The 13864-nt window shown below is 41.6% G+C and carries 14 protein-coding genes; 8 read left to right on the top strand and 6 right to left on the bottom strand.

The genetic code is table 11. The features are described from left to right. The first annotated feature begins 43 nt into the window (after positions 1 to 43). A complete protein-coding gene (locus PSYCG_RS06345) occupies positions 44 to 1339 on the top strand; it encodes a M20 family metallopeptidase (RefSeq protein ID WP_020443464.1) in 1296 nt (431 codons plus the stop codon). Positions 1340 to 1756: 417 nt separating this feature from the next. Continuing rightward, positions 1757 to 3121 (top strand): aromatic acid/H+ symport family MFS transporter, encoded by a 1365-nt coding sequence (locus PSYCG_RS06340; protein WP_020443463.1) that lies wholly within the window; start codon positions 1757 to 1759, stop codon positions 3119 to 3121. A gap of 30 nt (positions 3122 to 3151) precedes the next feature. On the opposite strand, the gene PSYCG_RS06335 is transcribed toward PSYCG_RS06340, so the two are convergent. After that, positions 3152 to 3943 carry an aspartate dehydrogenase gene (locus PSYCG_RS06335; RefSeq protein ID WP_020443462.1) on the bottom strand — a complete coding sequence of 264 codons (792 nt, stop codon included), beginning with the start codon at positions 3941 to 3943 and terminating at the stop codon, positions 3152 to 3154. A gap of 322 nt (positions 3944 to 4265) precedes the next feature. Here PSYCG_RS06335 and PSYCG_RS13410 point away from each other — a divergent pair, with 322 nt between their 5' ends. The 6 genes from PSYCG_RS13410 to mtnP all read left to right on the top strand — a co-directional run bounded on the left by PSYCG_RS13410 (position 4266) and on the right by mtnP (position 8638). Continuing rightward, positions 4266 to 4421 (top strand): hypothetical protein, encoded by a 156-nt coding sequence (locus tag PSYCG_RS13410; RefSeq protein ID WP_187289123.1) that lies wholly within the window; start codon positions 4266 to 4268, stop codon positions 4419 to 4421. Between the two features lie 110 nt (positions 4422 to 4531). Continuing rightward, complete coding sequence (locus PSYCG_RS06330; RefSeq protein ID WP_020443461.1) at positions 4532 to 5068, top strand: peroxiredoxin-like family protein; 537 nt, start codon at positions 4532 to 4534, stop codon at positions 5066 to 5068. 112 nt (positions 5069 to 5180) lie between these two features. After that, positions 5181 to 5870, top strand: a complete 690-nt coding sequence (locus PSYCG_RS06325; protein ID WP_020443460.1) for a glutathione S-transferase family protein — start codon at positions 5181 to 5183, stop codon at positions 5868 to 5870. Between the two features lie 190 nt (positions 5871 to 6060). Beyond that, positions 6061 to 6972: a haloalkane dehalogenase gene (locus tag PSYCG_RS06320; RefSeq protein WP_020443459.1), complete on the top strand. Its 912-nt coding sequence runs from the start codon at positions 6061 to 6063 to the stop codon at positions 6970 to 6972. A gap of 251 nt (positions 6973 to 7223) precedes the next feature. Next, positions 7224 to 7697, top strand: a complete 474-nt coding sequence (locus PSYCG_RS06315) for a GFA family protein (protein WP_020443458.1) — start codon at positions 7224 to 7226, stop codon at positions 7695 to 7697. Between the two features lie 47 nt (positions 7698 to 7744). Next, the gene (mtnP, locus tag PSYCG_RS06310) at positions 7745 to 8638 is read left to right on the top strand and encodes an S-methyl-5'-thioadenosine phosphorylase (protein WP_020443457.1); all 894 of its coding nucleotides are present in this window, start codon (positions 7745 to 7747) and stop codon (positions 8636 to 8638) included. Between the two features lie 132 nt (positions 8639 to 8770). Here mtnP and PSYCG_RS06305 read toward each other — a convergent pair whose 3' ends face one another. The 5 genes from PSYCG_RS06305 to arsS form a co-directional block, all read right to left on the bottom strand. Next, positions 8771 to 9826: a methyltransferase domain-containing protein gene (locus PSYCG_RS06305; RefSeq protein WP_020443456.1), complete on the bottom strand. Its 1056-nt coding sequence runs from the start codon at positions 9824 to 9826 to the stop codon at positions 8771 to 8773. A gap of 109 nt (positions 9827 to 9935) precedes the next feature. Continuing rightward, on the bottom strand, positions 9936 to 10559 hold the full coding sequence (locus tag PSYCG_RS06300; protein WP_020443455.1) for a TIGR04282 family arsenosugar biosynthesis glycosyltransferase: 624 nt from the start codon (positions 10557 to 10559) through the stop codon (positions 9936 to 9938). Positions 10560 to 10661: 102 nt separating this feature from the next. Then, positions 10662 to 11402, bottom strand: a complete 741-nt coding sequence (locus tag PSYCG_RS06295) for a TIGR04283 family arsenosugar biosynthesis glycosyltransferase (protein WP_020443454.1) — start codon at positions 11400 to 11402, stop codon at positions 10662 to 10664. Positions 11403 to 11419: 17 nt separating this feature from the next. Further along, positions 11420 to 12229 carry a DUF547 domain-containing protein gene (locus tag PSYCG_RS06290; RefSeq protein WP_020443453.1) on the bottom strand — a complete coding sequence of 270 codons (810 nt, stop codon included), beginning with the start codon at positions 12227 to 12229 and terminating at the stop codon, positions 11420 to 11422. Between the two features lie 83 nt (positions 12230 to 12312). Then, positions 12313 to 13281, bottom strand: coding sequence for an arsenosugar biosynthesis radical SAM (seleno)protein ArsS (arsS, locus tag PSYCG_RS06285; protein WP_020443452.1), 969 nt, complete (start codon positions 13279 to 13281; stop codon positions 12313 to 12315). Positions 13282 to 13864 lie beyond the last annotated feature (583 nt).

Raw genomic sequence — 13864 nt, 5'->3', positions numbered from 1 at the left:
TCAAAGCAATAACAAGGAAGTACCATCAAACAAGGAAGACAGTATGAAACGATCATTATTATCATTGGTTATCGGTATTTTTGCTTTTAGCACATTTAGTGCTCATGCCAACATCAATATCGATAAAGAAGTTAAAAGTATTGAAAAAAAGGTGATTGAATGGCGTCGGGATATTCACAAACATCCCGAATTGAGCAATAGAGAAACTCGTACTGCCGCTCTTGTTGCCAAGCATTTAAAATCACTAGGTATGCAGGTCGAAACTGATATAGCGCATACAGGTGTTGTTGGTTTTTTGAAGGGAGCTAAACCTGGCCCTACAGTGATGCTACGTGCAGACATGGACGCATTACCCGTTACCGAAAAAGCAGATGTACCTTTTAAATCAACCATTGTGACTAAGTATATGGGTGAAGACGTTGGGGTCATGCATGCCTGCGGACACGATACTCATGTTGCTATGCTAATGGGAACAGCTGAAGTACTAGCTGCGGTTAAAAATGAATTGCACGGCAATATCATGTTTGTATTTCAACCTGCCGAAGAGGGTGCCCCTGAAGGTGAAGAAGGCGGTGCTGAGCTCATGCTGAAACAAGGCATTTTTAAAAAGTATAAGCCTGAGGTTGCGTTTGGATTGCATGTCATGTCGAGCTTAAATAGTGGCCAAATTGGCTACCGAAGCGGCCCTATTATGGCGAGTGCTGATACCTTTGATATAACAGTAAACGGTAAACAAACTCATGGCTCAGCGCCTTGGAATGGGGTCGATCCTATTTCAACTGCGGCGCAAATCGTTACCGGTGTTAATCATATAGTGAGCCGTCAGATTGATATTACTAAAGAGCCCGCTATTGTCTCATTCGGTAAAATAGGCGGCGGTGTACGCGATAATATCATTCCAGATAGTGTCAATATGATTGGTACTATTCGTAACTTTGATATGGATAATCGCGACCAAATTTTTGATAAGATGAAAACCACGGCCACTCATATAGCAATGGCATCAGGCGCTAAAGCTGACGTCAAAATCAATAAAGGTTATCCAGTTACGATTAATGACCCAGCCCTTACCGCGCAAATGTTACCGACGCTCAAAAACGTAGCAGGTAAAGACAATGTACTTGAGGTGCCTAAACTAACGGCATCTGAAGATTTCTCATTTTATGCCCAAGAAATACCTAGTTTATTTTTCTTTTTAGGCGGCACTCCAGTAGGACAAGACGTTAGCAAAGCGCCGTATAATCATTCCCCATACTTTTATGTAGATGAATCATCATTCAAAGTTGGTACTAAAGCGCTTAGCCAATTAGCAATAGATTATTTGGCTATGAAAAAATAACTTTCTAAAAGAGTGATATCTATTGGTATGAGCACTTGCTTAACTTAATAATTAAAGTCGTTATTTTATCTCTTACAACCGATATAATTTAATAAAAATCAAAACAGCTCATATATTTAAAAGATATATGAGCTGTTTTTTCATCTACCTCTTAAGAAGTATTCTCTCTTAGCAACAAGCGCATAAAATTCAGAAAAACAGATATCTAAAGGTTTATTAGTTGTTTAGACATTATTTTAGTAAAAATACACTTTTTTATTGAAGCTATCTACTCGTACTTGTATTTTCTAATCTGCCATAAGATCAAAAACCATACCTTATAGGTATATATTTATACTTAGATGGTTTTTGACTTGCCCAACAGAAAACAATAACTTGTTAGATAATTATAAGGATATTACCCATGGAGAAATACGAATGGAATCACCAACCTTAAACATCAATAAAGTTATTGATGAAGCCAAATTTGCTCCCTTTCATTGGAAGGTGCTATTTTGGTGTCTATTGATCATTATCTTTGATGGTTATGATCTCATCATTTATGGAGTGGCCCTACCGTTACTTATGGAAGAATGGTCATTGACCGCGGTACAAGCAGGTTTTCTTGCTAGCGCAGCACTCTTTGGCATGATGTTTGGTGCCATGATTTTTGGTACTTTGTCTGATAAAATCGGTCGAAAAAAGACCATCATGATCTGCGTCGGTCTATTCAGTAGCTTTACCTTTTTCGGTGCTTTTGCTAATGGTCCGATGCAGTTTGCAGCTTTACGATTCATTGCTGGTCTTGGTATCGGCGGCGTGATGCCGATTTGTGTGGCGCTGACCTCTGAATACGCCCCAAAGCGTATTCGTAGTACTCTAGTCGCTATTATGTTTAGTGGTTACGCGATCGGCGGTATGGCATCAGCATTATTGGGATCGTTTTTGGTGGTAGATTACGGTTGGGAGATTATGTTTTATATTGCAGGCATCCCTACCTTACTCTTACCAATCATTTGGAAAATGCTGCCTGAATCTTTGATGTATTTGGTCAAAGAAAAAAGACATGATGAAGCCAAAAAAATCGTCCGCAAACTTGCACCACAAGAGACTATCACAGCCTCTACTGACTTAATCTTAGATGAGCCAACCAAAGGCGATGACGCTCCTATCAAAGCGTTATTCCTAAAAAATAGAGGTTTTACCACCATCATGTTTTGGGTAGCTTTCTTTATGTGCTTGTTGATGGTATATGCTCTCGCCAGCTGGTTACCAAAGCTTATGATTCAAGCAGGTTACTCTCTAGGCGCTAGTATGCTGTTCTTATTTGCGCTCAATATTGGCGGTATGGTCGGTGCTATTGGTGGCGGTGTGCTAGCCGATAGATTCCATCTAAAGCCTGTCTTAACCGTTATGTTTGTCGCTGGTGCAGCCGCGTTGATATTACTTGGCTACAATAGCCCTCAAGTGGTGCTATATACCCTAATCGCGATTGCAGGTGCTACTACTATCGGCTCACAGATTCTGCTCTATACCTTTGTTGCTCAGTATTATCCGACTGCTGTACGTACGACAGCTATGGGCTGGGCATCGGGTATCGGTCGCATTGGTGCTATCGTAGGTCCTATCTTGACTGGGGCGCTACTCACGCTCGAGCTTAGCCACCAAACGAACTTCTTATTTATCGCCATACCAGGAATAATTGCAGCCGTTGCTATTTTCTTCGTAAACCTTAATGCAGCCGTAGATAGTAAAAAAATTCAAGAAAAACCAGTCACTTTAGACACACCTATAGCGACCTAAATTTGATTTCGACTCTATTTTAATTATACTTTATATTTGTATAACCTGATCGATCTGGCAGCATAAACGCAAGGCACTAAATGCTGCTAGACTTGAGGTTTTAGGGTTTTCGACCAATGGCAGTCCAGCCATGCTAATCTCAAGCTTACCGAATACCCCTTTCGCCATTATATGATGAATATTGTACTCAAGTGTTGGATCAGCGATTAACTCTACGGTTGTATCATCAAGGCCAACGCCTGCAATCGCAATCGTAGCGGCAACGTTTGAATTATCGGGGAATAAAGCAGCCGCTTCTCTAGCGGTACCCGTAAAAAACACAGTAGGTTCCACTAAATTATCGTAGTCAACAAGCCGATCTGCATGGCTTCCTTTCCAGCTCGATGGGTGCTTCTTACCTTGATAAACCACATCACTGAGTCCTGCGAAACTTGCAGCGTGTATGCCATCAATTCCAGCCACTGCACCCGCTAAGATATGAATTTTCACACCATTCGCTTCTGCAGTATCAGCAAGCGATATAGCAAACTTCTCATCAGTAAAAGCGCCGACAGATACAATCCCAAGTGGGATGCTCTTTTCCAATATTTTAATAGCATGTTCTTTGAGCCCATTCTGACCCGACATCTCAACTGCTAAATCAGGAATTTCTATCAAATCGTCTACCGAAGTAATCACATCTACAGACTCGCCTAGTTCAGTTTTTATAATCTCTGCGCTTCTGGTGCTGACCAATACTGTTGAGAGGACAATGTTTTTAGGCAACATCTCATGTACTTTTCTTGCCATAGATCCATAGCCTACGAACATCACGCTTTTCATACTTACTCCTATTTATTACTTTTTATATTTCTTCGCTTAGGCTATATAGTTTTGCGCTATTTTCATTCAGCTGCCCAAATATAGGTTAAATATATTTTTTAAAGCAATGATATTAATTGATGACATACCCTAAGACAATAACAAAACACTTTTATGCTGTTATTAGCTTTATATTCAATAGTAGCCATCATTCTGACTATGTGTTGTAAACTGGGCTGCAAGTGGTACAGTAAAGAGGTGTAGGCAATAGCTTTAAGGTAATTTTTAGGATAGAAATTTTAATTCTATTCAAAGGGATTTTATTCAAAGGAGCTGAACACCAATGAGTATAACTAAACAGGCATCCATTCATATTCGTTGTGATGGTGAATCTACCACATTACCTTCTATTTTAAATAATGCCTGTCTTATGCGCCCATACTCTTTTACTACACGCTTAGTAAACTGGATATTGGCATCTGTAGATTGGAATGATTAATTAACTTGAGTGACTGCTCAAATATATCTTGAACATTTATTTTAGTCCAGTTAAGATGATCATTGCTATATAAATTACGTCTACTTATAAACACCTCTAAAGGATAAATCATGCCATCAAATTACGCACAAAAAATTCAAGCCGGTGTCAAATTCCCCGATATAAACGTACAAATGCTAAATGGTGATATAAAGTCACTAGGTAAACCTGATAATGGTCATGACTGGAAATTGGTCGTGGTGTATCGAGGTCAACATTGTCCGATATGTACTAAATACCTCAATCAGTTAGAAACCGTAAAATCGTCATTTGCTGATGCGGGTGTCGATATCATTGCAGTATCAGGTGATAGTAAAGAGCAATTAGAGGGTCATTTAGAAAAATTAGATATCGACTTCCCTATTGCCTATGGTCTGACTGTTGAGCAGATGAATACGCTAAGACTTTATATCTCAGAGCCACGTTCAGAGAAAGAGACTGATCATTCCTTTGCAGAGCCTGGTGTATTTGTGGTTAATGCTGATGGAGAAATTCAAATCGTTGATATCTCCAACGCACCTTTTGCTAGACCTGAACTTGAAGCCCTTGCGAATGGTTTAGCCTTTATTCGAAAGAATGACTACCCTATTCGCGGTACGCATCGTTAGGCTCACTGTAAAAAATAATCCTTAATAACTGCATGAGTCTTTAAGGATTATTTGTATTTTTCATTGCTTTTATGATTGTCAAACTAAGACCTCAACACGATAGGATCAGGTTATGCTCAAATTTTATTTTCATCAAACCCCAAACCCGATGAAAGTAGCTGTCTATCTCGAAGAGACTGGCTTGCCATATGAGTTGATCGCTATAGATACCTTAAAAGGCGAACAACATACCTCTGAGTATCGCGCTATTAACCCCAATGGTAAAACCCCGGCAATCGAAGATGATGGCAAACGCGTGTTTGATTCTACTGCTATCTTGATGTATCTCTCCGAAAAAACAGGGAAATTAGCCGGCAAGTCAGAAGATCGTAGCGAGATGCTGTCATGGTTGATGTTTATAGCGACAGGTTTAGGGCCGTTTTCTGGTCAATCTGTGCATTTTAGACATAAGGCACCAGAGAAAACGCCTTATGCTATCAATCGTTATCTTCGTGAAGCCGAACGTCATTACGAAGTGTTAGAGACCCACATGGAAGGTCGCGAGTATCTGGTTGGCGATGAGTATTCGATTGCTGATATTTCAGCTTGGGGGTGGATTGATAAAGCAATCGTGGTATTAGGCGAAGAAGGTTTAGACAACTATCCTAATCTAAAGCGCTGGTTTGCAAATATAAGTGCTCGTCCTGCAGTCCAAAAAGCCCGAAATATTCCTAAAGGCATCGAGTTTAAGACCGAGTTTGATGATGTGGCAGCACGCGCGCTATACCCTCAAAACTTTGCTAAACCCGATAAGAATACCTAACAGCCAAAGAACAGCTATCAAGTTAGAGTAATAATTGGCATAGGGTAAGAGTACGGAATATGATACTCACATGATTAAGATTGGTAACGGCGATCAATTCTCATCGGGTTTTGTGGCGATCCACCCTAACTCTAAGATTCCATCAGCTGTGTAAGAATACGCGCTCATTTACCCAACTCAAGGACGAGACATGAAAATACTCAGAACTCCCGATTCGCGTTTTGCAAACCTACCAGATTACAACTTTGACCCGCACTATCTAATGGTCGACGACAGCGAAGACAGTGAGCTGCGCGTGCATTATTTAGACGAAGGACCAAGAGACGCTGATCCAGTGTTACTGCTGCATGGGGAGCCTTCATGGTGTTATCTATATCGTAAAATGATTCCGATACTGACTGCAGCGGGACACCGCGTTATTGCGCCAGACCTCCCCGGTTTTGGGCGCTCAGACAAACCCGCGTCTCGTACTGACTATACTTACCAACGTCATGTCAACTGGATGCAATCCGTACTCGACCAATTAGATCTGAATAACATCACTCTGTTTTGTCAAGATTGGGGTGGACTGATTGGTTTGCGTTTGGTTGCAGAAAATCCAGACCGATTTGCTCGGGTAGCAGCTGGCAACACCATGCTCCCCACCGGCGACCACGATCTAGGTGAAGGTTTTCGTAAATGGCAACAATTCTCGCAGGAAATACCTCAATTTCATGTCGGAGGGACCATCAAGAGCGGTACCGTTACCAAGCTATCACAGGCGGTGATTGACGCCTACAATGCGCCATTTCCTGATGAATCCTATAAGGAGGGCGCTAGACAGTTTCCACTGCTTGTACCCTCGACGCCGGATGATCCTGCTTCAGAAAATAACCGCGCTGCATGGATTGAGCTGAGTAAATGGACAAAGCCCTTTATCACGCTGTTCAGCGATTCTGACCCAGTGACTGCTGGTGGCGATCGCATTATGCAAAAACTCATTCCCGGCACCAAAGGTCAAGCACATACGATTATTGCCAACGGCGGACATTTTCTTCAAGAAGACCAAGGTGAAAAAGTGGCTAAGCTTTTGGTCCAATTTATTTATGATAACCCGAGATAATTCATCATCACCCTAAGTTACTTGAAGTAAAAAATATAAAGAACTTTGCGCTATTTTCTATAATTTTTTGACAGCTTTTGCTTTTTGTGAGTCATGGTAAATACTTCATTAAACCACTAGTTTATCTCTGCATCTTCTTTAGCATAGATCCTATTCGATCATGATACTGAAAGCGACTACACTAATACGCTAGGATAGTGCTATATTTCAAAATACTAAATATCCACGCCCCTACTATTAAGGACTGACCAATGAGCAGAGAATTTATCCCACAAGAAGGCTCTTGCTCCTGTCATAGCAATACTTATACGATCAACAATCAGCCCATTGGACGCTTTATCTGCCACTGCACTATTTGCCAAGAATTCACTGGCCAAGCTTATAATGATGTGACGATTTTACTTAAACCCGATGTGAGTTCATTAAACCTTATCAGAACCAAATTTCGCCGTTGGAAACTCCCACCAAATATTAGCCGCGGACTTTGTACCCGATGCAATAAACCCAGTATAGAAATGGCGTTGGGCGGCAATCTAATATTAATACCCACAACAAATTATCCTGATGTGGCGGCACTACCCAAGCCAACTATGCATCTATTTTATAATCGCCGCACCAGCGATATAGAGGATGATTTGCCCAAGTACAACGGCTTTGTGCAAAGTCAGGCGATGATCTTGAAGGCGCTTGCTCAAGGTATGTATAAGAGAGTCAGTAAACGCTAGTAGTATTAACTTTGATACACTCTACCAATGATCATTTGGAGCCCAATATGACTTCAACCGCAGTAGAAATTACGGTAAATAACGCTGCCGATATCGCTATTATCGGCGGTAGCGGTCTGTATCAAATGCAAGCTTTGACCAATAAGCGCAGCGTTAAAATTGAGACACCCTATGGTGAGCCATCTGATGACATCGTGCTCGGTGAACTTAATGGCGTCACAGTTGCATTCTTAACGCGACATGGTCAAGGACACAGGTTAACCCCCTCTGAGGTGCCTTATCGTGCCAACATCTATGCCTTAAAGACTTTAGGCGTACGCTATATCGTCTCAGTATCAGCGGTTGGCTCATTGCAAGAAACGCTGAAACCACTAGATATGGTCATCCCCGATCAAATGATTGATATGACCAAGCAGAGAGTAAGCACGTTCTTTGGAGATGGTGCGGTCGCCCATGTGTCAATGGCTGACCCTTTATGCCCTGAAGTAGCAGACATCTTGATTCGAGCTTATGACAACGCGGATATTGCCGATGGGCAGTGCCACGCAAAAGCCACCTATGTCTGTATCGAAGGACCTCAGTTTTCAACTCGCGCAGAATCACACTGGTATCGGCAGATGCAAGCGGATATTATCGGCATGACCAATATGCCAGAAGCTAAACTCGCTCGCGAAGCCAGTATCGCCTATGCAACGTTAGCGCTAGTGACAGATTTTGATTGTTGGCATCCAAATGAGCAAGCCGTCAGTGCAGATTATGCCATACAAAATCTAATGAAAAATGCAGACAACGCGCAGCAAGTCATTAAGCAAGCTGTGGCATTAATTGCATCCGAACAGCCGAAATCAATCGCTCATACTGCTTTGACCCAAGCATTAGTCACGCCTGTTGAAGCGATGAGCGCAGAGACTAAGACAAGACTTGCAGCATTACTTCCGTAGAGGTTAAAACCTTAGACATTTATAATGTTTTTTCATATAAAAGAGGCCCTCAAATAGTTTGAGGACCACTTTTATTTTTGGCAGCCAGCTTTTTGGAGAGATAGCTTTTTCAACATCATACAGGTCTTACTGTTAGCAACAGCTTCCTGAATTAACAAACGGCCCAGACACTATGTCCGCTTGATGACCAAACGGTAGGATATCACCACAACCTGCAAAAATACCATAGTGGCGACTATCATCGCCAATAAAATCAAAATGCTTAGCAAAGCGTGACTCTTTTAGCATACGAAAAGTATTACCACAGACAGGGAAAACGCGGCCTGTCTCAATCGTATGATGTTTATCTAAATTAAAATGATGCGGTAGCTGGTCAATGGTTCCGTGATAAATGACTGCTTGACCGTGGTCTTCACAAGCATCTTCCAGCGTGGCAATCTTGAATAATCGATAAGTAGCGGAAAAAAACTGAATATCGCCAATCTTAGCAGCAAGTAGCGGATCGGTGATTTCAAGCGGACGATCTTCAACCAAACGCGGGTCTAAAAAATCAGCATGTCGCGCTAAGCGCTCAAAATCCTTCCAGTATAAGGCACCACTTAAACACTCTCCATAAAGGACAGGATCATTGACTAAATGCTGCGGGATACGGCGGTCTGCATAGACATCAGAGAAATAAAACTCACCGCCAGGCTTGAGCAAACGCTGCACACTGGCCATCACCGCTGCTTTATCAGGTGAAAGGTTAATAACACAATTTGAGACAATGATATCGAAGCTATCAGGGTCTAAATTGAGCTCATCTAGCTTTTCGATGTAGCCCTTGAGAAAAGTCACATTGTCGTAGCCAAATTTATCCACATGATAATTTTGATGCTGCTTTGCAATGGCTAGTTGTTCATCTGTCATGTCGACACCGACCACATGACCTGTACGTCCAACCAATTGTGCTAATGCATAGACATCACGGCCCGAACCGCAGCCCAAATCTAGGATACGGCAGCCTTCAAGTAGCGCTGGGCAGACCAAGCCACAACCATAATATCGACTTAGAACCTCATCATGAATATTCGCTAACAAAGGCTTTAACCAACTTGGCATATTGCTAATATCACAGCATGCTGACGTTTTTAAATCCTCAGTACTTTGTAGCTGCTTGCCATAATAATCTTGAACGACCTCATGCATAATAACTTCCTTGTTAATAATAAAACGGCTTAATCAACCTTATTCAGCACCCTATATCAGAGTCATCCTAAAGATAAGAAATATGAATCATATTTAAAGAACCAGCTAATCAAGAGCCTATTTTTTCAAGCCAACCTACGGGCAAATGTTTTAAATCTGTAGGCTCATCAATGTCATGCAGTGGGTCTAATAACGCCAATGTCCAACCCAATGCTGCAATACGTTGTCGAGTCACCGCCGCTACGCTGGCAGTACTCCACTCGATATCCGAAAATAAACTGGCATCAGCTTGCTTAAATCCTAGGAGCACGTAACCACCATCTGAGGCAGGAATCATGACCGTATCAGACTGCTCTAATTGATGCACTGCATCTTGAATACGTAATGGCGTTAAACTTGGACAATCCGTACCAATCAATACCACCTGTTTAAATTTGTATAAACCTTGCTGGCTAGCAGCTAACATGCGTAAGCCTAAGTCATCATTTGCTTGCGCTGACCACTGCAATGACTCAGGTAAACCAAGCGTCTGCCAACATAAATCAGTTGGCGCTGGACTCACGCACAGCTCGACGCTCAATCCGGTTGCTAGTGCCTGCTCAACGCTATGCAATAACAGCTGTTTTGCTATAAGTGATGCACCCTCAAGACCAAGCGCAGGCTGCAAACGTGTCTTTGCCATACCACGAGCGGGGAACTTAGCGAAGATAATAATAAGCGTGTCTGTTTGCATAGCATCTCTTGGCATAAGTATTTGAATTTTTATTATTACAAGTTGAAATGGTTTGAGCGCACTCTAGGACTCTTTACTGCTAATAAGGGCAATTGTTAGCTACTAAGTCTTATAATAACGCTGCTTAATATTATCAGCAGAGACACCGCGCCAGTAATCAAAACGCAGATGCCACATCAAACCTATCGTGCGCCAAGTTCCATACTGTTGCCAGCGCCGTGCCGAAGTTATCACCTTGCTTCGTAGACAAGCTGGCTTACCAATAGCTTTAAGACGTTTGCAAAGTTCAATATCTTCCATAAGTGGCTGCTGAGGGTAACCACCCAGCTGCTTAAAAAGTGGTTTTTTGATAAATATCGCTTGATCACCCGTTGCAATCCCACTTAATCTGGAACGCCAATTGATCATCTGGCTGACTACCTTGAGCATCCATGCAGAACTGTCCAAACGCACATCAAAACGCCCCCACGCGGCTTGCCTGACGGCTGACGTAATATCAGCAATAGCGTGGTTCGGCAGCTGCGTATCCGCATGCAAACACAACAACACATCACCCATTGCTAGCTCAGCACCTGCATTCATTTGCAGCGCACGTCCAGCGGCGGACTCTATTATTTGCCAATCAATAACCTGTACACTAATAACGGATGGACTGCTATCTATCAAACTTTCAATCAGTTCCTTGGCAAGGGCAACTGAGTTATCTGTTGAACCGCCATCCACTAGTATGACCTGATAAGGTGCTGGATTCAGATGAGCAAGATGACCCATCAATTTAGGCAAATTATCCGCTTCGTTCAATAACGGTATTACGATAGAGAGTGTGATTGGCACAGCAGTCATTTTTATTAACGCCCAGTTTATTTCTTATTCAACCGCCAATCATAGTTGGTATAACTGACTTTTATTTTACCCTGCTCTAAGGCCTTCACTTGAGTACTATTCATTCCTAATGCTTGACTATAACGTCCCAAAAATCCTGCAACGTCATTAGTACCGCGCCAACCCATCGTAAAATCTTCTTTATACCATTTAAAAATTGGTGATACCTCAAGCGTATTGCCCTTCAAGCGATTACGGCTGCTGTCTGCCAAAAACTTACTGGTGACTTGCTCTAACTGCTTCTCTAAGCGCTTTCCAGTAAACGCATCATCTAGGAGCGCAGGACAACCAATACTGGCACAATTAACCGCAAAGTGAATACGCGGGTCGTTGTAACGCTTGGAGCCGCGAATCAGATTGTGCTCAATATCATCCAGCGAGCGCGTTTTACCCAACAGTGAAATGAAACTCTGCTTCCAAGGTGAGCTTAATACAGATCCAATATCTTTAATTGATTTGATATTTGGATACTTGGTGAGCACCAACTCCACCGTGCCTGCGTTATAGACATTGATTAAAAAGGCTAGCTGCTCATCTTTATTCCAACCGTTAAATTCAGATTGACTGACCTTACTAGTGGCAGCCATATAGCTATCTAATTTACTTTTATCTGACTGCATGCCAACATAATCAACTACAGACGCTTTGCCAGCATTGGTCATGGTTACATGTTTGTCTAGCAACGTATCCCAACTGCTGTGATTAAAATCTGCATAGGCGGCTGCGCTTGATAACAAAACAGCGGTGGCAATAGTCGTTTTGACTATTAAGTTATTGAATAATGACATGGTAGTAACTCCGCTTAGATAGATAGGTTTTTGCCTATCCTAATCTCATTTATTCCAGTTTTATCTAATCTACTCTAATAAAGCTATATAGCTGACTCTTCTAAAATACCGCCGCAGCTACTGCCCTGTCCTGCCGTACACCCATAGCAATGGTCCGCAATGGCAATATCATCACCTGCAGGATTTTGTGTTAATAAATCTCGTAGATGACGGCGGGCTTTGTTTGGTACCGGAATCTCAAGCTGCTGATTGAAATCGCAATCAAATAATTCTCCCAGCCAATTTACACTGATAGTCGAGCGACACATCACTTCGGTTAAATTGGAAGCCACATAATTGGCTTTGAGTAAATCCATATAAGAATGGAACTGTTTTTTAGCCAATAAAACCGCACCAAAGCGCTGAATAGGCATATTGGTTAACGCAAATAGCTGATTAAACTCAATATCGAAGTGCGCTTTCAACTCGCGCTTATAATCAGCTTCTAGCTGCTGCTGATTGGGTGGTAGTGTCGCCCCTTGCGGGTTATACACAAGATTCAATGTCAAATTCGAACCAGATTTACCATAACCTAAAGCATTAAGCTTGTGTAGTCCTAAGATACTGTCATCAAACGCCCCTTTGCCGCGCTGCTTGTCTACGTTTTCTAATGAGTAACAGGGGAGCGAAGCAACAACCTCAACCTCATTGTCCGCCAAGAACTGCGCCATATCCTCATAACCTTCTACCATCAGAATCGTCAGATTGCAGCGGTCAATCACTTTGACACCCAGCGCTCGTGCCGCTTTAACCAAGTACTTAAAGTCTTCATGCATTTCAGGCGCGCCACCAGTCAAATCCAGTGTATCGATATTTTGTGCTTGCAGAATCTCTAGAATCAACTCAACCAGCTCTCGTGACATCATCTCTGTACGGTACGGACTGGCGGCAACATGACAATGCACGCAGGACATATTGCACAAGTAGCCCATATTCACTTGCAAGATTTTAAGCTCTCGCCTTTTAATATTAGGAAAATCAGTATCTTCGAGTAATTCAATGGTAGATTTCATAGTGGTATAGAATCCAGGTTTCAGTCTTCTTGATTATAAATAGACATCATTAAATTTTTGGTATAGATAGTGTTTGTCTTATGAATCTACTGCTTATATAAAGCTAATCTAATTAATAATACCTTATTTTTTCTGATGTATTACCATTAATCTTAGATTATTGAACATTTATAATGTTAGCTATATATAAGGACAAGATGAAGCTGCGATATTTTCAAAACTTTGAACGACTTAAAAGCGTGTGCCATTCTCTCCTGCATAATGAGCCTTTTTTATCAGCTTATTATTCCATTATCCTTGCTTTTCTTGCGCCAATATTCCATTTATTTCCCTTATGTTTTTAAGTAAATACCTTTATAAGTGATTTAAAAACGCTTTTGTAACAGAAAAACAACACTTATCCCAATAAATCCGATGAACGTTACGATAAACCCGATGAGTGCCATAATAAAATTCTTGCTTGAGCATATAGTTTCGTTTAACTTATTCAGAGGATAGTTTAGATATATTTATATATGGATTATATATAATGAAAATTTAAATTGTCTCAGGAACTTCTCGGAAATATTTCAAAATCAACCAT

This window comes from Psychrobacter sp. G (assembly GCF_000418305.1).
Taxonomy (GTDB): Bacteria; Pseudomonadota; Gammaproteobacteria; order Pseudomonadales; family Moraxellaceae; genus Psychrobacter; species Psychrobacter cryohalolentis.
This window is presented reverse-complemented; position numbering and strand designations above follow the sequence as displayed.

Excerpts from the sequence above, each read along its gene's own strand:
- PSYCG_RS06345 (WP_020443464.1), top strand. The coding sequence starts at position 44 with ATGAAACGATCATTATTATCATTGGTTATCGGTATTTTTGCTTTTAGC.
- PSYCG_RS06340 (WP_020443463.1), top strand. The coding sequence starts at position 1,757 with ATGGAATCACCAACCTTAAACATCAATAAAGTTATTGATGAAGCCAAA.
- PSYCG_RS06335 (WP_020443462.1), bottom strand. The coding sequence starts at position 3,943 with ATGAAAAGCGTGATGTTCGTAGGCTATGGATCTATGGCAAGAAAAGTA.
- PSYCG_RS13410 (WP_187289123.1), top strand. The coding sequence starts at position 4,266 with ATGAGTATAACTAAACAGGCATCCATTCATATTCGTTGTGATGGTGAA.
- PSYCG_RS06330 (WP_020443461.1), top strand. The coding sequence starts at position 4,532 with ATGCCATCAAATTACGCACAAAAAATTCAAGCCGGTGTCAAATTCCCC.
- PSYCG_RS06325 (WP_020443460.1), top strand. The coding sequence starts at position 5,181 with ATGCTCAAATTTTATTTTCATCAAACCCCAAACCCGATGAAAGTAGCT.
- PSYCG_RS06320 (WP_020443459.1), top strand. The coding sequence starts at position 6,061 with ATGAAAATACTCAGAACTCCCGATTCGCGTTTTGCAAACCTACCAGAT.
- PSYCG_RS06315 (WP_020443458.1), top strand. The coding sequence starts at position 7,224 with ATGAGCAGAGAATTTATCCCACAAGAAGGCTCTTGCTCCTGTCATAGC.
- mtnP (WP_020443457.1), top strand. The coding sequence starts at position 7,745 with ATGACTTCAACCGCAGTAGAAATTACGGTAAATAACGCTGCCGATATC.
- PSYCG_RS06305 (WP_020443456.1), bottom strand. The coding sequence starts at position 9,826 with ATGCATGAGGTCGTTCAAGATTATTATGGCAAGCAGCTACAAAGTACT.
- PSYCG_RS06300 (WP_020443455.1), bottom strand. The coding sequence starts at position 10,559 with ATGCAAACAGACACGCTTATTATTATCTTCGCTAAGTTCCCCGCTCGT.
- PSYCG_RS06295 (WP_020443454.1), bottom strand. The coding sequence starts at position 11,402 with ATGACTGCTGTGCCAATCACACTCTCTATCGTAATACCGTTATTGAAC.
- PSYCG_RS06290 (WP_020443453.1), bottom strand. The coding sequence starts at position 12,229 with ATGTCATTATTCAATAACTTAATAGTCAAAACGACTATTGCCACCGCT.
- arsS (WP_020443452.1), bottom strand. The coding sequence starts at position 13,281 with ATGAAATCTACCATTGAATTACTCGAAGATACTGATTTTCCTAATATT.